At 68.6% G+C, this 22,722-nt stretch carries 21 protein-coding genes and 1 tRNA gene; 17 read left to right on the forward strand and 5 right to left on the reverse strand.

Annotation, left to right across the window (positions count from 1 at the left end):
• Positions 1–30 precede the first annotated feature (30 nt).
• The 14 genes from D1J51_RS12545 to D1J51_RS12610 all read left to right on the forward strand — a co-directional run bounded on the left by D1J51_RS12545 (position 31) and on the right by D1J51_RS12610 (position 14,434).
• The gene (locus D1J51_RS12545) at positions 31–1,101 is read left to right on the forward strand and encodes an extracellular solute-binding protein (RefSeq protein WP_119075704.1); all 1,071 of its coding nucleotides are present in this window, start codon (positions 31–33) and stop codon (positions 1,099–1,101) included.
• Positions 1,101–2,204, forward strand: a complete 1,104-nt coding sequence (locus tag D1J51_RS12550; protein WP_119075706.1) for an ABC transporter ATP-binding protein — start codon at positions 1,101–1,103, stop codon at positions 2,202–2,204. Before D1J51_RS12545 ends, D1J51_RS12550 begins: the two co-directional genes overlap by 1 nt.
• A gap of 11 nt (positions 2,205–2,215) precedes the next feature.
• Positions 2,216–3,121: an ABC transporter permease gene (locus D1J51_RS12555; RefSeq protein ID WP_119075708.1), complete on the forward strand. Its 906-nt coding sequence runs from the start codon at positions 2,216–2,218 to the stop codon at positions 3,119–3,121.
• A 6-nt stretch (positions 3,122–3,127) separates the two neighbouring features.
• Positions 3,128–3,910, forward strand: a complete 783-nt coding sequence (locus D1J51_RS12560; protein ID WP_119075709.1) for an ABC transporter permease — start codon at positions 3,128–3,130, stop codon at positions 3,908–3,910.
• 290 nt (positions 3,911–4,200) lie between these two features.
• Positions 4,201–5,022: a creatininase family protein gene (locus D1J51_RS12565; RefSeq protein WP_205547888.1), complete on the forward strand. Its 822-nt coding sequence runs from the start codon at positions 4,201–4,203 to the stop codon at positions 5,020–5,022.
• Positions 5,019–5,879 (forward strand): carbon-nitrogen hydrolase family protein, encoded by an 861-nt coding sequence (locus tag D1J51_RS12570; protein WP_240423222.1) that lies wholly within the window; start codon positions 5,019–5,021, stop codon positions 5,877–5,879. The genes D1J51_RS12565 and D1J51_RS12570 overlap by 4 nt, the downstream gene beginning before the upstream one ends.
• 309 nt (positions 5,880–6,188) lie before the next feature.
• Positions 6,189–7,754 carry an ABC transporter substrate-binding protein gene (locus tag D1J51_RS12575; RefSeq protein ID WP_119075711.1) on the forward strand — a complete coding sequence of 522 codons (1,566 nt, stop codon included), beginning with the start codon at positions 6,189–6,191 and terminating at the stop codon, positions 7,752–7,754.
• Between the two features lie 27 nt (positions 7,755–7,781).
• On the forward strand, positions 7,782–8,735 hold the full coding sequence (locus D1J51_RS12580; RefSeq protein WP_205547889.1) for an ABC transporter permease: 954 nt from the start codon (positions 7,782–7,784) through the stop codon (positions 8,733–8,735).
• Positions 8,732–9,577 carry an ABC transporter permease gene (locus tag D1J51_RS12585; protein ID WP_119075713.1) on the forward strand — a complete coding sequence of 282 codons (846 nt, stop codon included), beginning with the start codon at positions 8,732–8,734 and terminating at the stop codon, positions 9,575–9,577. Before D1J51_RS12580 ends, D1J51_RS12585 begins: the two co-directional genes overlap by 4 nt.
• Positions 9,574–11,259, forward strand: coding sequence for an ABC transporter ATP-binding protein (locus D1J51_RS12590; protein WP_119075715.1), 1,686 nt, complete (start codon positions 9,574–9,576; stop codon positions 11,257–11,259). Before D1J51_RS12585 ends, D1J51_RS12590 begins: the two co-directional genes overlap by 4 nt.
• Positions 11,260–11,261: 2 nt before the next feature.
• Positions 11,262–12,152 carry a LysR family transcriptional regulator gene (locus D1J51_RS12595; RefSeq protein ID WP_119075717.1) on the forward strand — a complete coding sequence of 297 codons (891 nt, stop codon included), beginning with the start codon at positions 11,262–11,264 and terminating at the stop codon, positions 12,150–12,152.
• A gap of 146 nt (positions 12,153–12,298) precedes the next feature.
• Entirely contained in the window at positions 12,299–13,090 is a 792-nt protein-coding gene (locus D1J51_RS12600; RefSeq protein WP_119075719.1) for a carbon-nitrogen hydrolase family protein, read from the forward strand.
• A gap of 55 nt (positions 13,091–13,145) precedes the next feature.
• The gene (locus D1J51_RS12605; RefSeq protein ID WP_119075721.1) at positions 13,146–13,892 is read left to right on the forward strand and encodes an HpcH/HpaI aldolase family protein; all 747 of its coding nucleotides are present in this window, start codon (positions 13,146–13,148) and stop codon (positions 13,890–13,892) included.
• A gap of 104 nt (positions 13,893–13,996) precedes the next feature.
• A complete protein-coding gene (locus tag D1J51_RS12610) occupies positions 13,997–14,434 on the forward strand; it encodes a RidA family protein (protein WP_119075723.1) in 438 nt (145 codons plus the stop codon).
• Positions 14,435–14,447: 13 nt separating this feature from the next.
• On the opposite strand, the gene solA is transcribed toward D1J51_RS12610, so the two are convergent.
• The 3 genes from solA to D1J51_RS12625 all read right to left on the reverse strand — a co-directional run bounded on the left by solA (position 14,448) and on the right by D1J51_RS12625 (position 17,614).
• Positions 14,448–15,620 carry an N-methyl-L-tryptophan oxidase gene (gene solA, locus D1J51_RS12615; RefSeq protein ID WP_119075725.1) on the reverse strand — a complete coding sequence of 391 codons (1,173 nt, stop codon included), beginning with the start codon at positions 15,618–15,620 and terminating at the stop codon, positions 14,448–14,450.
• Positions 15,621–15,664: 44 nt separating this feature from the next.
• Entirely contained in the window at positions 15,665–16,795 is a 1,131-nt protein-coding gene (locus D1J51_RS12620) for a tyramine oxidase subunit B (protein ID WP_119075726.1), read from the reverse strand.
• Positions 16,796–17,077: 282 nt separating this feature from the next.
• Entirely contained in the window at positions 17,078–17,614 is a 537-nt protein-coding gene (locus D1J51_RS12625) for a TetR/AcrR family transcriptional regulator (RefSeq protein ID WP_119075728.1), read from the reverse strand.
• 88 nt (positions 17,615–17,702) lie between these two features.
• On the opposite strand from D1J51_RS12625, the gene D1J51_RS12630 reads away from it, so the two are divergent.
• Entirely contained in the window at positions 17,703–19,271 is a 1,569-nt protein-coding gene (locus D1J51_RS12630) for a DNA-3-methyladenine glycosylase 2 family protein (RefSeq protein ID WP_205547890.1), read from the forward strand.
• Positions 19,268–19,807, forward strand: a complete 540-nt coding sequence (locus D1J51_RS12635) for a methylated-DNA--[protein]-cysteine S-methyltransferase (RefSeq protein ID WP_119075730.1) — start codon at positions 19,268–19,270, stop codon at positions 19,805–19,807. Before D1J51_RS12630 ends, D1J51_RS12635 begins: the two co-directional genes overlap by 4 nt.
• 343 nt (positions 19,808–20,150) lie before the next feature.
• On the opposite strand, the gene D1J51_RS12640 is transcribed toward D1J51_RS12635, so the two are convergent.
• Positions 20,151–20,221: transfer RNA gene (locus D1J51_RS12640), tRNA-Gly, on the reverse strand.
• Positions 20,222–20,290: 69 nt separating this feature from the next.
• Positions 20,291–21,547 (reverse strand): serine hydrolase domain-containing protein, encoded by a 1,257-nt coding sequence (locus D1J51_RS12645; RefSeq protein WP_119075732.1) that lies wholly within the window; start codon positions 21,545–21,547, stop codon positions 20,291–20,293.
• Positions 21,548–21,701: 154 nt separating this feature from the next.
• Between D1J51_RS12645 and D1J51_RS18660 the strand changes: the two genes are divergently transcribed.
• Positions 21,702–22,703, forward strand: coding sequence for a biliverdin-producing heme oxygenase (locus tag D1J51_RS18660; protein WP_371414090.1), 1,002 nt, complete (start codon positions 21,702–21,704; stop codon positions 22,701–22,703).
• Positions 22,704–22,722 lie beyond the last annotated feature (19 nt).

Genomic DNA, 22,722 nt, shown 5'->3' on the forward strand with positions numbered 1-22,722 from the left:
AAGCCGTCTGCTACTTCAAAGGAGAAGCCCATGTCACACAGGAAGACCGTTTTCGGCGCCGGCATAGCCGCCGCCCTGCTCGCCATGACCGCCTGCAGCGGCGGGAGCGGCGGAGACGGGGGAGGCGGGGGAGCCGGGCCCGTCGAGGTCAATGTGCTCGGTTACGCGGCGCTGTTCGAGGATCAGTACACGGCAGCCGTCATCGACAAGTTCAACGCCTCTCAGAACGACGTCGTGGTGAACTTCGTGCCTTCGCAGAACAGCGCCGAGATGCTCGGCAAGCTGCGCAGCGAGGCCTCGGCGCCCACGGTCGACGTCGTCATCATGGACGCATCCGTCGCCTACACGGGCAACCAGGAGGGCCTCTTCGACAAGATCGACGAGCAGGCGGTGCCGAATCTCGCGAATGTCGTCGGACTCGGGCAGAACGCCGACGGATACGGCCCGGCGGTCACCTTCGACAACCTCGTCGTGCTCTACAACGCCGACCGCGTGAAGAATCCGCCCAGAGGCATCGCCGACCTGTGGGACGCGCCCGAGAACTCGGTGTCCATCCCCGCCCCGCCCGATATCCAGGGCATCACGCTCACCGCGCTCACCGCGAACAACCTCGGCATCGACTACAAGGACGACGTCGGGCCGGCCATCGAGGAGATCTCGAAGCTCGCACCGCTCGTCAACACGTGGGAACCGGTGCCGGACGTGTACCAGCCCGTGATCTCGGGCACCTCGCAGTACGGCATCGGCTGGAACGCGCGTGCGCAGTACTTCGCCGAAGAGTCCGGGGGCACCATGGCCGTCGTGCAACCGGACGACGGCATCGGTTTCCAGATCAACACCATCAATCTGGTCAAGGGCTCCGAGAAGGCAGAGGCCGCGCTCCAGTTCATCGACTACGCGCTCTCCAAGGAGGCTCAGGAGTCGTTCGCAAAGGCGCTCTACTACGCTCCAGTGGTCTCGAACGCCGAGCTGTCGCAGGAGCTGACGGACCGAGTGGCCAGCCCCGCTGATCCCAACATCGTCGACATCGACTGGACCTGGCTGGCCGACCGTCGCGACGCATGGACCGAGATGTGGCGCCGGGACGTCATCGGGGGTTGATGATGGAACGGTCCGACACCGCTTACCTGTCCATCCGCGGCCTGCGGAAGATCTACCCCAAGACATCCGCCCCCGCGGTGAACGACGTCAACCTGGACGTGCCGCAGGGCGACCTGGTCGCGCTGCTCGGCCCCTCCGGCTGCGGGAAGACGACCACGCTGCGCATGGTTGCGGGTCTGCTCGAGCCCTCGGCGGGACAGATCATCGTGAACGGGAGAGACGTGGTGTCGAGGCCCGTCAACAAGCGGGGCATGGGGATGGTGTTCCAGTCCTACGCCCTCTTCCCGCACATGACGGTCGAAGAGAACATCGCCTTCGGGCTCCAGATGCAACGGGCCTCGCGCCCGGAGATCGCGAGGCGCACCGCCGAGGCGCTCGAGATGGTGCAGCTGGGCCACCTCAAGGGTCGGCGGCCGGCCGAGCTCTCGGGCGGGCAGCAGCAACGCGTGGCCCTCGCGCGGGCGCTCGTGATCCACCCCACCCTGCTGCTCCTCGATGAGCCCCTGTCGAACCTCGACGCCAAGCTGCGCGAGGCGATGCGGCGGGAGATCCGGGGCATTCAGCAGCAGTCCGCCACCACCACCCTGTTCGTCACGCACGATCAGGACGAGGCGCTCGACATGGCCGACCGCATCGCGATCCTCAACAACGGTGTGATCGAGCAGTACGGCACGCCGGCGGTCATCTACGAGAACCCGGCCACGAGGTTCGTGGCGAACTTCGTGGGCAAGGCCAATTTCCTCCCGGTCGACGAGGTCTCGCTGGGATCGCGGGGTGAGTACGCGGTGCGCTCCGAGGTCTTCGGGCGGCTCACGGTGGCCGGCACGCCCGGGAGCGCGGGAACGGGTGCGCTCGTGGTGCGACCCCATCGGGTCACCGTCGCCGATGTGAACAGCGAGCACGCGGGCAGCCTTCCCACCGCGCGCGGCAGAGTGATCGGCTCGAGCTACACGGGCGACGTGCGCGGCTACGATCTCCGGCTCGAGAACGGGCAGAGCATGCGGGCGGATCAGCTCAGCACTGTCGGGGCCGGGCTCGCGATCGGCGACGAGGTGCTGGTCTCCTTCGAGCCCGGCGACGCCTACCTCGTCTCGGAAGGGTGAGGTGATCCGTCATGACCGTTGCGCACACCAACACCGAGACGATCAGCACCCGGGCGAGCCGGGGAGGTTCCCAGAAGCGCAAGAACCTCTCCGTGCTCGGCCTCGTGGCGCCCGGCGTCATCGGGCTATTCGTCAGCTTCCTGCTGCCGCTCGCCGTGATGATCCGCATGTCCCTCAACACGAACGGCGAGGGGGGCCGGCTCATACAGACGCTCAGCGCGGGGGCCTATGCGGATGCGCTCGCCGATCCCTTCTACTGGAAGGTGATCGGCAACACGCTCCTGCTCGGCCTCGTCTGCGGCGTCGCCGCCGTGGCACTGTCCTACCCCATCGCGCTCTTCCTCACCCGCACCACCTCACGGTGGAAGGGCGTGCTCATGGCGCTGGCGATCGCTCCGCTTCTGACGTCGGCCGTGGCCCGCACCTTCGGGTGGATGTCGCTCCTCGGCGACCAGGGCGTCGTCAACGCGGCGCTCATGAACTCCGGGCTGATCAGCGCGCCGCTTCGGTTGAGCAACAATATGCTCGGCGTGGCGATCGCTCTGGTGGAGATCCTGATGCCCTACGCGATCCTCGCGATGATCTCCGGCTTCGGGCGCATCAGCATCTCGCTCGAGGAGGCGGCGGGCTCGCTCGGAGCGTCGAAGCTGCAGGTGTTCGCTCGGGTGACACTGCCGCTGTCGCTGCCGGGGGTGTTCACGGGCTTCCTGCTGGTCTTCGTGCTCGCGGTGAGTTCGTTCGTCACGCCGAAGCTCCTGGGCGGCGGGCGCGTGTTCATCCTCGCAACCGAGGTCTACAACGAGGCCACGCAGACCCTCAACTGGCCGCTCGCCTCGGCGCTCTCCGTCATCCTGCTCGTCGTGTTCGGTGCGCTCGTCGCGGTGTACCAGCGCCTGATCAAGCGGTTCGAGGAGTGATCGCTCATGGGTAGAATTCTGAACCGGATCGTCGTCACGGTCGTGTACCTCTTCCTGTTGGCGCCGATCATCGCGGTGGTCCTCATCTCCTTCAACCGGACGAACAGTCTGGCGATCGAGATCGGCTCTCCATCGCTGCAGTGGTACGAGAGCATTCTGGGCAACGCGCAGTTGCTCGCCGGCGCTCGCGTCAGCCTCATCACCGCCGTCGTGACCGCGCTCATCGTGCTGCTGCTCGGCGTGCCGGTGGCGCTCGCCATCGCTCGCTACGATTTCCGCGGCAAAGCTGCTCTCTCGGCGTTCTTCCTCTCCCCGCTGCTCGTGCCGGGCGTGGTCCTCGGTCTCGGGCTGCTGCTGGTGCTCCAGCCGGTCGGCCTCATCGGCACCTATCCGGGCATCGTGCTCGCGCACTTCGGGGTGACCGTGCCCTACGTGATCCGCACCACGCTGTCCAGCCTCGTGACGAGCGACATGCGCTGCGAGGAGGCGGCTCGAGTGCACGGGGCGAACGCCCTCACCACGTTCCGGCGGGTGACCCTGCCGATCATCTCGCCCGGTATCCTCGCGGGCGGGGTGATGGCGTTCATCATCTCCTTCGACGAGGCGGTCATCTCGCTCTTCGTCGCGGGGTCGGGGCGCACGACGCTGCCGGTGGAGATGTTCCGCTACCTGCAGTACCGATCCGACCCCGGCCTAGCGGCGCTGTCGGTGATCCTCATCGCCATCTCGGTACTCATCGTGGTGGTCATCGAGCGGGCGGTCGGGCTGCGCAGGGTGGTGAACTCTTAACGGCCGGAGCCGCTGCGGTGGCTGAGGGGCCGCGATCCTCTCCCCGGGATCGCGGCTCCTTCGCGTCACGAGTATTCGACCGGCGTGCGATAAGCCCCGCATCTCGAATATCACGCCCGCTTATAGTCAGTGCGGCACACTGTGGCCAAAGTTATGCTCGGGATCAGCCGGATCGTCTACCCCCGACGGTTCCAGCTCGACGGTCTCGGTGCGACTGTTGCAGCTCCGATCTCATCGGCGGCGGTCCCGCGTCATGACCCGCGAACGCGCATCAAAGGAAGAACGAACATATGGGACATTTCAGAACACACCGACTCGGCGAGCTCAGCTGGACGGAGGCGCGAGACGCCGCAGCGCAGAGCCCCATCGTGCTGATCCCGTCCGGGGCGATCGAACAGCACGGTGCCCACCTGCCGCTCAACGAGGACGCGATCACGGCCGAGTGGGTTGCCGAGTACATCGCCGAGCACCTCGAGACGCCCGTGCTGGTGGCGCCGACGCTCAGTTACGGGCACTCGCCGATCTTCGCCGGCTTCGCCGGCACGCTGAACCTCTCGTTCGAGACGCTGCAAGCGGTGCTCTTCGAAGTGATGGACAGTCTCGTGCAGCACGGCTTCCGGCGCATCGTCATCGTGAACAACAACGGCGGGAACCAGGCCCCCGCGGAGCACGCCGCGGATCGCCTCCGCAGGAAGCACGGCGTGCTGGTGGGCAGCGTGTACCCGTGGGGTATCGGGTACCGGGTCATGCGTGATCTCTATGATGATCCGGCCATAGCGTACGGCCACGGTTCCGAGCCCGAGCACAGTGCCATGCTCGCGATGTTCCCCGAACTCGTGCAGTCGCAGTTCGTCGCCGATGGCGGGCTGGTGCCCTTCGAAGGGTGGACGCCGACGAATTACTCGGAAGGGGCGATTCCCGGTACTGCCGAGTCGGGCACGCTCTACTGGGACTTCTCGGACGTCAGCCCGTCTGGGGTCACCGGTGACCCGCGTCTCGGCTCGGCCGAGATCGGCGCCGACTGGATCAAGCGCGTCGCGCACGACGTCTGCCTCGGCTTCGTCCGGGAGTTCGAGCGCAACACGGTCGGCGCCGATTGGGCGAAGGCGTGAGCGCGGTGCCTGCCGGGCTGCAGATCAGTGTCGGCCAGTTCCCGGCGGTCGAGGACAAGTCGGCGAACCTCGTCGCGGTCAGAACACTCGCGGAGCGAGCCGCGGCCGCGGGATCGCGCGTGCTTCTCCTCCCCGAGATGGCGATGTACCACCGGGTCGCCGCCACGGCCGCGGAAGGGGTCGCGGCGGCCGAGGACCACTCGGGGCCGTTCGCCACCGAGATCCTGCGGCTGTCGCGGGAGTACGGTCTCTTCATCGCTGCGGGCATGTCGAAGCGGCTGCCGGGTGAGCCGAACCCCGGGCGCGCGCTCAACGTGCTGCTGCTCGTCGACGGCGGCGAGATCGTCGCCGAGTACGAGAAAATCCACCTCTACGACGCCTTCGCCGTGAAAGAGTCCGACTCCATCACCCCGGGCGACGCACTACCGCCGGTGCTCGAGATCGACGGGGTGCGGGTCGGCTTCGCGATCTGCTACGATCTGCGCTTCCCCGAACTCTTCCGCCTGCTCGTCGACCAAGGTGCCGAGGTGCTGGCGATCAGCGCGGCGTGGGCGCGGGGCATCGTCAAGGAGGACCACTGGCTCACCCTGCTGCGCGCTCGCGCCATCGAGAACACCGCGTACGTCTTCGCCTCCGACGAGGTGAGCGTGAAATCGGTGGGGCGCAGTGCGATATTCGACCCGCTCGGGCTCCAGCTCGGCGACGCCGGCGAGCAGGACCTGGCGCTCGTCACCGCGATGGTGAGCTTGGAGCGCCTCTCGGCGGTGCGCGCGATGCTCCCGTCGCTCGCGAACCGCCGGGTTGCGGTTGAGGCCCGCGTGCACCCGTTACCGCCCGCGGCCCGATCCCTCCGCTGACCTGGCCCCCGATTCAGGGCAACACGTGTGAAACCGGTGGCGATTTGTATCGACAGCGCACTAAAATCACCGCATTTTTATGCTCTGATCTGCGATTCTCAGTAGTATAAGTTCAGCGTTACTCTCGCTACCGAATTCTTACTTGCAGCCTATGTTGGCTGCTCCTAAGTTGGGCAGTGAACACCTCACCTGTTCACCCAGCACCCTCGACCGGCATGCCGGCAGAGCTCTCAGCGTCGAGACTCCTCACGATGCAGAGACCATCGGCCGCGCCGCGGGGTGGGTTCCACCCAACGAAGGGAATACCCGATGTCCTTGTCACGCCCGCAGCGCTTGAAGTCCTGGCTTTCGGTGCTCTCACTCGTCGTCGTCGCGTCACTCGCGCTCACCGGCTGCAGCGGATCCTCACCCGCCGACTCCGGCAGCGGTGGCTCTGCGAAGCAAGTACTCACCTTCGGCCTCTCGGCCGACCCTGCGCAGCCCATCACCGGCGCCTCCCAGGGCACCGCAGTTAACCAGCTCCTCACCATGGTGCACCGCGGCCTCACCAGCTTCGACGCCAGCGGCCAGGCCGTGCCTGCGCTCGCCAAGTCGATCGAGACTCCCGACGACACCACCTACGTCTTCACGCTCTACGACGGCCTCACCTTCAGCGACGGCAGCGAACTGAATGCGGACAACGTCAAAAACACGCTCGAGTACTACCGAGACCCGGCGAACGGCTCGCAGCTCGCAGCGTTCCTCGCCGACATCGAATCGATCGAGAGCGACGGAGCCTCGCAGGTCACCGTGAAGCTGTCGCAGCCGAACAACGCGTTCCTCCAGTACCTCGCGCTGCCGTACGCCGGCATCGTGCCGGATGCTTCGCTCAACCCTGATACTGCGAACTGGGTCGGTGCCGGCCCCTGGAAGATGACGAACCTCGACCAGGGCATCGGCCTCACCATGAAGAAGAACGAGAACTACTACGATGCCGAGAACATCGCACTCGACCAGATCGACGTGAAGTTCTACGCCGACGGAGAGGCTCGCACCAACGCGCTGCTCTCGGGCGACGTCGACCTCATCGACTACGTCACCTGGGAGAACTTCGACCGCGTCGCCAACGCCGGTTTCACCGTCGACCAGGTCAACGGCCCGTTCCAGTATGTGCAGTTCAACGTCGAGGACGGGCCCTTCGCCGACCCAAAGGTGCGCCAGGCTGTCGCCTACGCGCTCAACCGCGACAACTCGGTGCTCGCCGCGTTCCAGAGCAATGGTAAACCGCTGAACGGTCTCGCGATCCCCGAGAGCGACCCCGCCTACAACGAGAACCTCGCGAACCTCTGGAGCTACGATCCCGAGAAGGCGAAGTCGCTGCTCGCCGAAGCCGGCTACGCCGACGGTTTCTCCGCGAGGCTCCTCTCGACGTCGCAGTACACCTTCTTGCAGGACAACGCGCTGTCGGTGCAGGAGGACCTCAAGGCCATCGGCATCGACGTCACACTCGACGCACCCGACTGGTCGACCCGCGTCTCGCAGGGCAACGAGGGAGACTACGACATCGCGGTCTCCGGCGACAGCGGCGCGGTCGCGGATCCGTCGTACCTCCTCAACTGGGTGACCGACGACCGCACGTACAACGTGAGCTGGGGCTACAAGAACGATGAGATCGCCGACCTCATCGGCCAGGGCCTGCAGGCTACCGACGACACGGCGAAGCAGGGCATCTACCAGCAGATCGGCAAGCTCTGGGCGGAGGATGTGCCGTTCGCCTCGCTCAACACCCGCGCCCAGGCCTACGGCTACAGCGACAGCGTCAAGGGCTTCTCGAACCTGCCCGGCACGCTCACGTTCTACAGCGGATACATGCTGGCGAACACCTCGATGCAGTAGCCACTCGGAACAGGAAGACATCGCATCGTGCTGGTATTCATTGCGAAGCGCCTGGCGATGGGCGTGGGTCTCGTGCTCCTCGTACTCACGCTCATCTTCTCCGCGCTGCATTTCGTGCCGGGCGACCCGGCAGTGCTGCTTCTCAGCGTCGGCGAGGGGGGTGCCCCCACGCCCGAAGCCGTCGACCGGGTGCGCGAACAGCTCGGCCTCAACCAGCCGCTGATCGTGCAGTATCTCAATTTCCTCGGCGGGGTATTCACCGGGGACCTCGGCAACTCGTTCAAGACCTCCCAGCCGGTGCTCGAGGCGATAGGGGCGCGCCTGCCCCGCACGCTCCTCCTCGTGGGCTTCGCAACGCTCCTCTCGGTGATCTTCGGCATCCCCCTCGGTGCCTTGGGAGCCCGCAAGGGCGGTTGGGTCGACACCTTGCTGACCGCGCTCAGCTCCATCGGCGTCGCCCTCCCGGTGTTCGTCTTCGGCGCCGTGCTGATCCTGCTGTTCTCGATCACGCTGAAGTGGTTCCCCGCCGGCGGCTACGTTGACTTCGGCAGGGACCCGCTCGGCGCCATCTGGTCGCTGACGCTCCCCGCGGTATCGCTCGCGGTAGGCTTCTCCGCTCAGATCGCGCGTATGACACGGTCGGCGGTGCTCGAAGTGCAGGGCGAGGACTGGGTGCGCACCGCGAAGTCGATCGGCCTCGCCCCGTTCAGGGTGTTCCGCAAGCACGTGCTGCGCAACTCCCTGACCCCGGTGGTGACGGTGATCGGTATCGGCTTCGGCACGCTGCTCGGTTCGACCGTCCTCGTCGAGCGAGTCTTCAACTACCCCGGCATGTCGAGCCTGCTCGTCGACGGCGTGACCAACCGCGACTACCCGGTCGTACAGGGCATCGTTATCGTCATCGCGCTCATGTTCATCCTGATCAACATCGTGGTCGATGTGATCTACGGCATCCTCGATCCCAGGGTGAGGCGATCATGAAACTCAGTCCTCGGGTGCGCCAGGCCGTCACCCCCCTGCGCGCCATCATGGCCATCTACATCGTCGCCATGCTCGTCATGATGTTCCTCGCGCCGGTGCTGGCACCGTACGACCCGATCGCGCAGAACGTCGCGCTGCGGCTGAAGCCGCCGCTCTCGGAGGGTCACCTGCTCGGCACCGACGAGCTCGGTCGCGACATCCTGTCGCGCATCATGTACGGTGCGCAGATCGAACTCTTCATCGCTCTGGGTGCCACGCTCCTCGCGACGGTGCTCGGCACCCTGCTCGGCCTTTTCGGCGCTTACTTCAACGGCGTCGCTGAGTTCGTCACGATGCGCCTCGTCGTCGACGTGGTGCTCGCCTTCCCGCCGATCATCCTCGCGCTCCTCGCGGTGACGCTCTACGGACCGGGATCCGTCACACTGATCATCGCGATCGGCGTACTGTTCGCGCCGATCTTCGCGCGCATCACCTACGGACAAGTACTGTCGGTCAAGCGCGAGGAGTATGTGGACGCGGCGAAGACCTTCGGAGCCCCGACGATCCTCATCATGTTCCGCACGGTGCTGCCGAACGTCTCGGCCCCCATCATCGTGCAGTTCTCGCTCACGATGGCAGCGGCGATCCTCCTCGAATCAGGCCTGAGCTATCTCGGCCTCGGCGTCGTACCGCCCGCGCCCTCCTGGGGCTCCATGGTCGCGCAGGGCCAGCGGTACCTGACCTCGAACCCGCACGCGCTGCTCGTACCGGGCATCGTCGTCGTGCTCACCATCCTCGCGTTCGGCATCCTCGGCGACGCCCTCCGCGATCTCCTCGATCCGAAAGCGAAGAAGCGATCATGAGTAGTCCACTCCTCAGGATTGACCGTCTCTCCGTCGAGTTCCAGACGCCCGACGGCTGGCGGACCGTGACACACGAGGTCTCCTTCGAGCTCGAAAAGAGCAAGACCCTCGCGCTCGTCGGGGAATCGGGATCGGGCAAGTCGGTAACGGCCATGTCGATCCTCGACCTGCTCCCTCCGAATACGCGACGCACCGGCTCCATCTGGTTCGACGGCGTCGACGTGATGACGCTCACGGACAAGGCGCTGCGGAAGCTGCGCGGATCGCGCATCGCGACGATCTTCCAGGAACCGATGACGGCGATGAACCCTGTGTACACCATCGGTGAGCAGCTCATCGCGGCGCTGACGAGCCATCGGGAGCTCAGCAGGGACGCGGCGCGAGCTCGCGCGATCCAGCTGCTGTGTGACGTGCACATGCCGAACCCGGCGCAGAAAGTCGACGACTACCCGCACCAGCTGTCGGGCGGTCAGCGGCAGCGCGCGATGATCGCGATGGCGATCTCGAGCGAGCCCGAGCTGCTCATCGCCGACGAGCCGACGACGGCGCTCGATGTGACCGTGCAGGCTGAGATCCTCGATCTCATCGCCGAGTTGCAGGAGCGCCTCGGCATGGGCGTGCTCATCATCACGCACGACATGGGAGTTGTTGCCGACGTCGCCGATGACGTGGTCGTGATGAAGGAGGGTGCGGTCGTCGAGGCGGCGCCGTCGAGCGACCTGTTCGCCTCCCCGCAGGAGCCGTACACGCAGCAGCTGCTCGCGGCCGTTCCGCACCTCGGCAAGGCGAAGGACTTCTTGGACTCCTCGAACGACAAGCTGCACATCGACGGGGTGACGGCGCTGACGGCGCTGCCCCAGGTGGTGCTCGAGCTCGACCAGGCGGTCATTCGCTACCCGGGGCGCTGGCGGCGCCCGGGCTTCCAGGCGGTCAACGGCATCGATCTGCAGGTCGCCAAGGGCGAGATCGTCGGGCTCGTGGGTGAGTCAGGCTCGGGCAAATCGACGATCGGCAAGGCGGCGATCGGCCTCCTTCCCGTCTCCGGGGGCACGCTCGAGGTCGAGGGCCAGCGGATCGCGGGCTCGGGCGGCAAAGCGATGAAGCAGCTGCGCAAGCATGTCACGATGGTGTTTCAGGATCCGGCCTCGTCCCTCAATCCCCGGCGCACCATTGGACAGGCGATCTCCGACCCGCTGCTCTGGCAGGGCCTTGTGCGCGACGGGCGGAAGCGAAGGGCGAGAGCGCAGGAGCTGCTCGAGCAGGTGCAGCTCAACCCCGAGTGGGTCGACCGGTACCCGCACGAGCTTTCGGGCGGACAGCGGCAGCGCATCGGCGTCGCGCGTGCCATCGCCACGAACCCGGTGCTCATGATCGCCGACGAGCCGACCTCGGCCCTCGACGTGTCGGTGCAGGCCCAGGTGCTCGACCTCTTCCTCGGTCTGCAGCGCGAACTCGGCTTCTCGTGCCTGTTCATCAGCCACGACCTGTCCGTCGTGGAGACGCTGTCAAATCGCGTGGTGGTGCTGCGGCACGGCGATGTGGTCGAGCACGGCCCGACCGAGCAAGTGTTGCATCATCCACAGGATGACTACACCAAGCGGTTGATCGCAGCGGCTCCCGTGCCCGATCCCCGGGTGCAGCGCGAACGGCGCGCGATCCGTCTGGCAGCGAAGCAGGCCTGATCATGGAGACCCGACGCCTGGAGGCCTTCGTCGCGCTGGTCGACGCGGGTGGATTTCGGCAGGCCGCGGAGGAGCTCTTCATCACGCAGCCCGCGCTCTCGCAGCAGATCGCGCGGCTGGAGAAGGACGTGGGGCTCCAACTGATCGATCGCACCACGCGGCCGATCACGACGACGGAGGCGGGACGCGAGTTCTACTTCCGATGCCGCAGCGTGCTCGACGCGATGCGGGAGATTTCGCAACTACTCGAAGACGCCAAGGAGGCGCAGTTCGGCCGCGTGCGCATCGGCGTGGTGCCGGCGATGCTTTTCGCGTCGCCGGCCCGCGCGATCCGCTCCTTCCAATCGCGTTTCCCCGAAGCCGAGGTGAGCGTGCGGAGCATCGCGACCAGCAGGCTCATCGAGGAACTCGAGCAGGGCAGCGTCGACGTCGCCGTGCTGCTCACCCGCCCCGACCTGAAAGAGGTGTCGGTCGTCGATCTCTTCAGCGAGGACTACATGGTCTGCCTGCCGAGCGGCCACCCGCTCGAGGCATTCGAGGAGGTGAGCTTTGCTCAATTGCGCGAGGAGCGCCTCATCCAGGGGCTGCGCGCCGCGAACCCGATGGGCTTCGACTCGGTCGTCTCCGCGTGTATGAACGCCGGATTCTCGCCGAACAGCGTGAGCGCCTTCGGCTCGTACCTCGACCACGCGGGGCTCGTCTCCGCGGGTATGGGCGTCTCGTTCGCGCCGGAGTCGTTCGCGCATCTGCAGCCGAACGGCGTCGTCTACCGCAAGCTCGTGAAGCCGCGCGCGAGCATGACGGCCACGGTCTCGTGGTATCCGCGCCGCCTCGACTCCGTCGGCCGCGCCTTCGTCGACCACTGCATCGCCGAGTGCACGACGGGCGGGTAACGAGCACCCGGCCACGTGATCCTGCCCCACCCACACCGCTCTGCATGCTCGCGAACCCCGCGGAGCAGGGCCGAGCCAAGCCGAAAACGGCACGCGAATGCCACGAGACCCCTCAACCCTCACGAGACCACCCCGGAAGGACCCCCATGAAACTCTCCATCTGCCAGATCGTCTCGACGGAAGACGTTGCGGCGAACCTCGCCGAGATCGGCCGCGTCGCCGAGATCGCGGCGGCCGACGGCGCCGACCTCGCGGTGTTCCCCGAGTTCGCGATGATCGGCGTCACCGCGCTCACCCCGGAGGTGCTCGTTCAGGCACAGCCGCTCGACGGACCGTTCGTGACCGGGCTCGCACAGATCGCCGAGCGCGTCGGCATCGTGATCGTCGCCGGCGTTCTCGAGGAGATTCCGGGCGAGGCCCGCGCGTACAACTCGCTTGTCGTGCTGACTCCTGAGAGCGGGCTCGTCGCGGTATATCACAAGGCTCACCTGTACGACGCCTTCGGCTTCAAGGAGTCCGATAGCATCCGCCCCGGCTCGCTCGACGGCGCGATCACCTTCGACGTCGCCGGGGTGAAGGTCGGCGTGCTCACCTGCTACGACCTGCGCTTCCCCGAGGCCGCGCGGCAGCACGCCGACGTCGGCGTCGACGTGCTCGTCTATCCGGCCGCGTGGGTGCCCGGTCCGCGCAAGGAAGACCACTGGCAGACGCTCGCCCGCGCCCGCGCGATCGAGAACACGTTCTACGTCGCCGCGGTCACGCAGGGCCCGTCACTCGGCACCGGCGGCAGCCTCATCGTCGACCCCATGGGCATCGTGCTCGGAGAGATCGGCGAGCGCAGCGGGGTCACCACGGCCGCGATCCTCCCCGGGCGCATCTCCGAGGTGCGTCAGACCAACCCGTCCCTCGCCAATCGCCGGTTCACCATCGCCGCCTGATCTCCCGCGCGCTGACCGGCGCGCATCGACCTCGTCCAGAAAGGAACCCACACATATGTCCGGACAACTCAAGCAGGGCGCCTGGCTCTCCGACTCGAGCGTCGCGATCGGCGAGATCGTCGCGAGCCTCGGCTACGACTTCGTCGTCCTCGACATCGAGCACGGAGCCTTCGACCTGTCGATCCTCGAGCGCTTCGTCCCCGTGCTCAAGGGACTCGGCCTCGAGGTGCTCTCGAAAGTGCTCGTGCCCGAGCGGGGCGCGATCCAGCAGGCCCTCGACTTCGGGTCCGACGGCGTCATCATCCCCCACATCGAGGGGCTCGAGCATGCGAAGAAGGTCACCGACTTCGCGAAGTTCCCACCGCTCGGCACCCGCAGCCTCGCGGGCGGGCGTACGATGAACTACGGCGGCTACGACGACGACTGGGTGGCGGCGCAGGATCGCGACATCAAGGTATTCCCGATGGTGGAGGACCCGGGGGCCCTGCGCGACATTGAAGCGATCGCCGCCCTGCCGACCGTTGATGGCATCTTCATCGGTCCCGGCGACCTTTCGCTCATGCGCGGCCGTGGTGTCTACCGCCAGACCGAGGCCGACTTCGACGACTTCCGCAAGGTCATCGCCGCGGTGCGGGCGAACAACAAACCGTGGGTGCTGCCCGCGTGGACCACGGTCGAGAAGGAGTTCGCCGTCGCCGAGCGCGCCGACTACGTGCTGCTCACGATGCAGCACGCCGCGATCGTCGAGGGCTACGGCAGCGCGCGCACGCTGATGGACGGGCTGGTCGCGGCAGCGAAATAGCGGTTGTTCTTTGCCGACAGGCGGGCGCTCAGCCGGTGCCCGCCCGCTCGGTTTCAGCGCGGCCGCCGGTCGCGCCTCACGGTATTGTTGAACGGAGGATCCGCATGACCGCTGCACCCGCACCCCGCCCAGGCATCCGCCGGTACTCGCCGGACGGCATCGCCCCGCCCGTCGGCGCCTACTCGCACCTCGCTGCGGTGTCGGGCCCGGCCGAGTGGGTGTTCATCTCGGGGCAGGTGGGGGCGGACCGCGACGGCGTCGTCCCCGACGACGTCGCCGCGCAGACGCGCAACGCCCTCCGCAACATCGAGGCGCTCATCACCGCGGCGGGCGGCACGCCGCAGTCGATCGTACGGTGCATGACCTTCCTCGTCGGCGCCGAGCACATGCCCGAGTACGCGGCGGCCCGCAACGCGATCTTCGCGGAATGGTTCCCCGCGGGCGACCTCCCGGGCCACTCGCTCGCGATCGTCGCCGGTCTCGCGCGGCCCCAGCTGCTGGTCGAGATCGAGGGCTGGATCGCGCTGCCGGCTCGGGGCTAAGCGTCCCGGCCGCCTAGTGACCGCCGCCGGTGTACGGGCCGAGCTCCGCGAGCGCCCTCATGCGCTCGGGGAGCGCGAAGCGCGGATCCGCCGTGGTCCCCTCGCCCGCGACCAACTGCGCCGCCCACTCGCCCAGCTGCGGCGAGAACTTGAAGCCGTGGCCGGAGAGACCCGCGATCGTGACGACGCGGCCGCTCGCGCTGCGGTCGACCACCGGCAGGCGGTCGGGCGTGTACGCGCAGTGGTGCACGCTCTGGCGCACGGGCTCCGGGTTGACGCCCTCGAAGAGCTCGGCGGCGCGCTGGCCGATCTTGATGAGCTCCTCGCGGGTGTGCGAGGCCGGCACGTCGGCCGGGTCGCGGTACACCGGCCACTCGGGGTTCGTGCAGGCCTTGAACGCGTAGCCGTCGAAGCTGGGGGCGCCGAAGAAGTGCACGGATCCGACGTCGCGCAGGAACGCGGGGAACCTCTCGGGCGCGAACGCCGCGGGGTCGCGGGGCATGAACCAGGTGAGGCCGAGCACCTGCAGGCGCAGCAGGTCGTTCAGCTCGGGGGAGAGCCTGGTCGACCAGGATCCCGAGGCCACCACAGCGGTGTCGGCCAGCCAGGCGCCCTGCGTCGTGCGCACGACGACGCCGTTCGGGCGCTCCTCGATGTCGAGCACCGGCGTGTTGAAGAAGAGCCTCGCGCCGTTCGCCTCGGCGAGGTCGAGCGCGCTCATCACGGCGACCTCGGGGCGCAGACCGCCGCCGTGCTCGTCGAGCAGGGCCACGTCGCCGTCGTTGATCCGGTGCTGCGGGTACTCCTTGCGCAGTTCCTCGGTGCTGAGCAGGCGGTGGGGGATGCCGAACTCGCGCACCGTGCCGATGGCGGTCTCGAGATCCGGGAAGCCCTCGGGCGCGATGCTCAGACAGCCGACCTCGGCGTAGATGTCGCGACCCGACTCCCGCTCCAGCTGGCGCCACAGATCGCGCGAGCGCTGGATCATGCGCACGTAGGTGCCGCCCTCGTGCACCGCAGTGCGGAACACGCGCGATTCGCCGGCGTACGATCCGTGCGAGTGCACGCGACCGTACTGCTCGATGCCGACCACGTCGAGGCCCTCGCGCCTGCTCAGCTGCCACAGGGCCATCGACCCCACGGTTCCGGCGCCGATGACGACGACGTCGGTCTTCTGCAGGTCCATTCGATCCTCTTCTCTCGTCTTCCCGCGGTCTCGATGGTGCGGGATCAGGCCAGGGCCGGCTCGTCCCAGAGCTTGAGCCTCGTGCCGATACCGTCGCTCACGGCGTTGCGGTACACCTTCGTCGCCCAGGCGACGTCCTCGACGGGCATGCCGCCGACCGAGTAGACGAAGATCTCGTCATCGTTCTGCCGGCCTGGGGCGAGGCCCTGGATGATCTCGCCGACGTCCTCGAACTGCTCGGGCCGCATGCGTCCGTCGTGCACGCGATCGACGAGGTGCATGCCCCAGATGCCCACGGTCTCGTGCGCGGGGGCGGGGATCTCCTCGGCCCACGCCTGGTAGATCTTGCGGGCGTCGGCGACGTGGCGGGAGCGCAGCACGAGGCTCTCCTCGACGGCGAGGTGCGCCGAGCAGCAGATGAAGGCGCCGGGCTTCACCCACTCGTCGGCCACGTAGGGGTAGTGCTCGGAGCCGGAGGGGCTCGGCACGGCGATGCTGACGATGTCGGCGCCGCGCACCGCCGCCTCCATGTCGGAGACCTGCGCGATCGTGGTGAGCTGGGGGAACCGCTCCTTCGCCCAGGCGATGAACGCGTCGATGCCGGCCTGGCCGCGCCCGGAGACCTTGACCGTGTCGATGCCGGGGCGCACGGCCATGAACGACTCGAGCGAGGTGCGGTTCATGGGTCCCGGGCCGACGATGCCGACGACCCTCGCGTCCTCGCGGGCGAGGTAGCGGGCCCCGACTCCCGGGATGGCTCCGGTGCGGTAGGCGCTGAGCAGGTTGGCGCTCATGATGGCGAGGGGCGCGCCGGTGTCCTTGTCGCTGAGGGTGAACATGAGGATCGAGCGGGGCAGGCCGCGCCGCTTGTTCTCCACGTTGGATCCGTACCACTTGCAGCCGGCCATCTGGTAGTCGCCGCCGAGGTAGGCGGGCATGGCCATGAAGCGGCGATCCGGGCCGTCGACGGGCATGCCGGGGAAGGTCTCCTCCGCGGGGAAGAAGATCTGCGCGCCGTGCGAGTTGTTCTCGCTGCCGGCCATGCGGTAGTCGCCCTTCGAGAAGAGCGCGAGCATGTCGCTCATCGTGTTGACGCAGTCGGCCATGTCGGTGACGCCGGCGCGGATCATGTCGGGCTCGTTGAGGTAGAGGAATTCGATCGTGGTGTCCGGCACGGCGGTGTCCCTTCGTCCTTGCCCCGAGCGGTTCCGCTCTGCAGAGGGGTCGAGTCTTGTTCGCTCGGTAGCGCAAGCCTAAAACTATCCATATGGATAGTCAAGGGGGGTTCAGAATCGGGCGGCGTTCCGCCTCCGCACCCTCGAGCGTACGCCTCCTGTGCGAGTACGCGCCCTGCGAACGGTTTCCGGTGCACACCCGCGCCGACGACGTGCGCTCGCGCGACGAACCACGGACGAAGGACGCCGATCGGGATCGGTTACCCGGCGGGCGGGCGGTGCCTAGCGCGCCGCGGCCTCGATGAGCGCGCGGATGCGCCTCAGCGCCGGCGCGACGTCCTCGGGCAGCACGAGCTGCTTGAACACGATCCCGTCGAGGGCGAACCAGATCAGCTCGGCCAGCTCGGCGTCGTCGACGCCGAGTCGGCGCAGCTGGCGCCCGATCGCCTCGCGATAGGCGCGGTAGTGCTGTTCGGCGAGCGGTTGAAGTTCGGGGCGCCGGCGCGACTCGAGCAGCAGCTCGTACTGGAACGACTGGAGGCCCGCCTCGCGAACGGCGAGCGACTCGATGCCCGCCGCGAACTCGGCGGCCGTGAGCGCGCTGCTGAGCATGTTCGAGCCCTGCAGGCTCTCGTCGATCGCGAACTCCATGGCCTCCGCGATGAGCTGATCCCGCGACCCGAAGTGGTGGCGCACCAGCCCGTGCGAGACGCCGGCTTCAGAGGCGACGGCGCGGTAGGTGAGCGCGCGCAGGCCGCCGGCGGCCACGACGACGATGGTGGCGCGCAGCAGCGCCGTGCGGCTGGAGACGTGGTTCATGCCTTCGAGCGTAGCGAGTGCCGCCCGCCCGCACCGCCGTGTCCGATTTCCGCGTGCGCGGGAGGCCCGCGCACGGAACAATGGATCCGTGACCGGCCAGATCCCGACCCTCGACTTCGACGCGTGCTATCGCGCGGCGTCGGGCCGCGACGCCCGATGGGACGGCCGGGTGTATCTGGGGGTGACGAGCACGGGCATCTACTGCCGCCCGTCCTGCCCGGCGCGCAAGCCCCGGCCGGAGAACTGCCGCTTCTTCCCGAGCGCGGCGGCCTGCGTCGCGGCGGGGTTCCGGGCCTGCAAGCGCTGCCGCCCCGACGCGCTGCCCGGCACGCGCGACTGGGACGTGCGCGGCGACCTCGTCGCCCGTGCCGTGCGCCGCATCAGGGACGGCGCCGTCGACGCGGTCGGCGTGGCGGGGCTCGCGGCCGAGCTCGCGGTGAGCGAGCGCCACCTGCGCCGCATGATGATCGAGGAGATCGGGGCAGGCCCGCTGCAGCTCGCCCGCACGCGCCGGGCGCACGCGGCGCGTGCGCTGATCGAGCAGACGGACCTGCCGCTCATCGACGTCGCCTTCGCGGCGGGCTTCGGGAGCGTGCGGCAGTTCGGCGACACGATGCGCGAGGAGTTCGGGATCGCGCCCTCGAGCGTGCCGCGCCGACGCGCAGGCGCGGCGGCACCCGATTCGGATGCCGGCGGCCCGGCCTCGGACGAGCGGCCGGCACTCGCGCTGCGCCTGCGCACCCGGGCGCCGTTCGACGCGGCGGCGATCCGGACCCACCTCGAGGCGCACGCCGTGGCCGGGCGCGATGTCGTCGAGACCGGCGGCGCGACCGCGCACGCCGTCGACGTGCCCGGCGGCACGGCGGTCGCTCGTCTCGACTGGCCCGAGGTGCCGTCGGTCGCGGCCCAGCTGCGCGGCGGTGCCTCGACGCTGGGGATTCCGCTCACGCTGACGCTGCCGCGGCTCTCGGACGCGATGCCCGCTATTCAGGTCGTGCGCCGCCTGCTCGACCTCGACGCCGACCCCGTGCAGGTCGGCGACGCTCTCGCGGTCGATCCGCTGCTCGCCGGGCTGCTCTCCCGCAGGCCCGGTCTGCGGCTCCCGGCCGCCCGGCAACCGGGGGAGTTCGCGCTCGGCACCGTGCTCGGGCAGCAGGTCTCGATCGCCGCCGCGCGCACCCTGCAGGCTCGGCTCGCGGCGGCGTTCGCCTCACCAGCCGCTCCCGCCGTGCCCGGATTCCTGGCCGCGCCGGATCCCGGGCTCGTCGCGGCGTGCGGCGCCGATGAGCTGCGGGAACGGCTCGGCCTCACGCGCGCACGCGCCGAGACGCTGCGGTCGCTCGCGGCGGCGCTCGACTCCGGGCTCGACCTCGGCCCCGGAGCGGAGCGGGCCCGCGCGCGAGCCGAGCTGCTCGCGATGCGGGGGATCGGCCCCTGGAGCACCGAGATCATCGCGCTGCGAGCGCTCGGCGATCCCGACGCGTACCCCGCCGGCGACCTGATCCTGCGCCGCGCCCTCGGGGCGGGCACCGCCCGGGAGGCCGAGCGCCTCGCCGAGACCTGGCGGCCCTTCCGCGGCTACGCCGCCCAGCACCTGTGGGCCGACTTCCTCGAGGCGGTCGCGCCCGGCCCCGCCCGACGAAAGGAACCGACATGACCCGCCAACCGCTCTCGCACACCGTCGTCGACATCGTCGACCGCCCGTTCCGCGCGATCTGGACACCGGAGGACGGGGCGATCCGGGCAGCGGGGTTCGCAACCGACGCGGACCCCGAGGGGTCGTCACTCATGGATCGCCTCGTCAGACTCGACGCCTCGCTCTCGGCACGGGGACTCGCGGCCTCCCCCAGCGACGACGGGCCAATCCCGGACGCGCTGCGCGCCTACGCCCGAGGGGACCTCGCGTCGATCGATGCGCTCCCGGTGGCGCAGCCGGAGACGTCGTTTCGGGGAGCGGTGTGGCGCGCGCTGCGCGGGGTCCCAGCGGGCCGCGCCGTGACGTACACGGAGCTCGCGTCTCTCGCCGGCCGCCCGGCCGCGGTGCGGGCCGCCGCTTCGGGCTGCGCCAACAACCTCGTGGCGCTCGTCGTGCCCTGCCACCGCATCGTGCGCACCGACGGAGGGCTCGGCGGCTACCTCTTCGGCGTCGACATCAAGGAGCGCCTCCTGCGCCACGAGGGCGCGATCCTCTAGAGGGAAGAGCTGCCTCTCGCCGCGCCGGGCGGGCCGCGGAGGCGAGTCGAGCAGCGAGGGCGGGCGTCTGCTCGACGGCGAGCACGTGGCCGGCACTCCCGTGGGGGAGGGGGCAGCACGCTCGAACTTCATATGAAGAATGCGAGTTCGCCGGTGTGCCCGAGGAGCCGCGACGTGATCGCGGGCAGATGACCGAGGCTCGAGGACCCGCTCGCCGTGTCGCCGGCAGCGGCTGCGGACGACCGGGGGCCGGTGCGCACCGGTGCATCCTCCGGTGTCGCCCCGCGCGGCGAGGTCACGCGGGGCCGCGGAAGGGCTTGAACCGATGGGTGTTTCTGTACAGAGGGACCGACGGGAATCGAACCCGCGTTCTCAGCTTGGGAAGCTGATGTCTTGCCATTAGACGACGATCCCAGGGCGACAGCGCCGCACCAACTATAGCAGGGCTGCGCGACCGCGATTCGCTCCCGGCCCGGCGACCGGCTACTGGCAGACGGCCAGCTTGCCGAGGGCGGCGACCTGCTCGTCGGCGCTCCACGGCAGCTGGGGTCCGGCCCCGGCGTCGGCCGAGACCGAGGCGAGCTGGAGGGCGAGCGCCTTCACGAAACCGGCACCGGCCGAGGAATTGTTCAGCGCCACCACCACGGAATATCCGGATTGAGGATCGTGGTAGGCGGCGGTGAGCGTGCCGGTGATCGCCCCGCTGCGCCCGTAGAGCGGCCCCACCTTCTCCACGCCGAAGCTCCACTGCGGGTCGGTCGCCGGGTCCACCTCCTCCGTGGGCTTGCCCGCCTCGTCGCGCGCCGGGTTCTTCGTGGGGAAGGAGTCGGTCACGATCGACGCCGCGTCACCGCCGAAGGTGCCGCCGAGGTAGCTCTCATAGAACCTCTTGAGGTCGGTCACGGTGGTGACCGTCGCCCCCGCCCCGGCGAGCATCGACGCGGACACCTCGGGAACCTCGACCGGCCCGGCCTCGCACACGGCCGCGCCCCCCTGCGACGGATAGCTGAGACCGGTGAGGGTCGATCCGGAGACCGTGGTGCTCGAGAGGGCCGGGTAGTAGCTCGAGCTCATACCGGCCTTGTCGAACACGTACTGCTTGAGCAGATCCGGCACTTCCCGGCCGGTCTTGACCCTCAGCACGCGCGCCAGCAGCACGGCGTTCGTGTCGGATTGGTTCATGTTGAGGCCCGGCCACTCGAGGGGCGAGTCGGCGAGCCCCTGCGCGACGAGCTCCTGCTCGGGCCAGAAGCGGGTCGGGTTGTTCGCGAAGAGGTCGGTGTACTCCTGCTTGAAGTCAGCGAGGCCGGATCGCATGTCGCATAGCTGGCGATAGGTGATCCCCTCGATGCCCGACTGCCTGGTCAGATCCTTCGAGATCTGCCGATCGAGATCGACCTGCCTGGCGTCGACCAGTTCGAGAAGCAGCGCGCACATGACGGGCTGCGTGGCCTGCGAGCCGCGGATCCTGGTCCCGCCGTCGACCTGCTTGCCGCCGTAGCCGCGCACGTAGGCCTGCTCGCCCGACCAGACGCCCACGACGGCCTCGGTGGAGCCGCTCAGCTTCATCGCATTCGCGACGGCGTCGTCGATGCCGGAGCCGAGGGACTTGTCCACGGTGTTGACGTCGCCCTGGGAGGAGAGGAGATCGCCGCCGGTGCACGCCGTCAGTCCGAGCGCCGCGGTCGCGAGCAGAGCGGTTGCGACGATGCGAGTGCGATGTGCAAGCCTCGGGAACAAACTCGACCGCCAATCTGATCGACGTCAATGATGGGACACAGAACACCGCAGAGTCTACTGTGCGCGGCTGGGAGGCACGGTTCGGGGCGCGAAGTGAGGCTGCCCTTACTAGACTGGAGCGGTGACGACCTTTACAGACGACGTGATCGCAGGCGTGACCGGACACATGAATGCTGACCATGCGGCGGATAATCTCCTGATCGCACGCGCGTTCGGGTGTCCCGGCGCAACGGAGAGCCGCATGGTGGGCGCGACCGGCGAGGCGGGGGTGTGGCTGGTCGTCGACGCCGCGGGTGAGCGCGAGCTCTCCGTCGCCTGGCCCGGAGGGGCCATCACGGAGCGCTCCGAGATCCGTCGCGAGGTCGTCGCGCTGTACCGGGCGGCCTGCGAGAAGCTCGGGGTTCCGGCGCGCGAGGAGCACGCACCGGAAGCCGGATCCCGCGCCCATCGCGGGGCGCGGTCCGATCACGGACGCCACGCCGCCGACCCGGTCGCCGAGGCCGCCGAAGAGAGGCCGTTCTCCGTCGTGGTGCGCGAGAGCTCGTGGTCGGATCACTCCGACAGCGAGGGATCCTCCTTCATGGAGGACATCATGCGGGGTCGCGGCACCCTGCAGGACTACGCCGATCTCGTCGCCCAGCACTACTACGTGTACGAGGCGCTCGAGGAGGCAGCCGCGAGATTCGTCGGCGACCCGGCGTTCGCCCCGTTCCACCGGGACGCACTCGCGCGCATGCCCGCCCTCGAGGCCGACCTGGCGCAGCTTCTCGGAGACGGCTGGCGCGATCGCATCGCGGCCGTCCCCGCGACCGAGGCGTATGCGGCGCGCATCCGCGAGGTCGCGGAGGAGGGGTGGCTCGCGGGCCTCGTCGCTCACCACTACACCCGGTACCTCGGAGACCTGTCGGGCGGGCAGATGATCGCGAGGAGGGTGGCGAAGCAGCACGGGCTCGATCGCGACGGCGTCGCGTTCTACGACTTCTCGGACCTGGGCTCGCTCACCGACTTCAAGAACGAGTACCGCGCCGCCCTCGATCTTCTCGGGGCGAGCCTCGACGACGCCGAGAAGGCCCGCATGCTCGAGGAGGTGCGCGCGGCCTACGGCTTCAACACGGCCGTCTTCGCGGATCTCGGACGGGCCGAGGCCGCCGCATAGCCGGGCCTGGCCGGGATCG

Source organism: Leucobacter sp. wl10 (genome assembly GCF_003569785.1).
GTDB lineage: Bacteria > Actinomycetota > Actinomycetes > Actinomycetales > Microbacteriaceae > Leucobacter.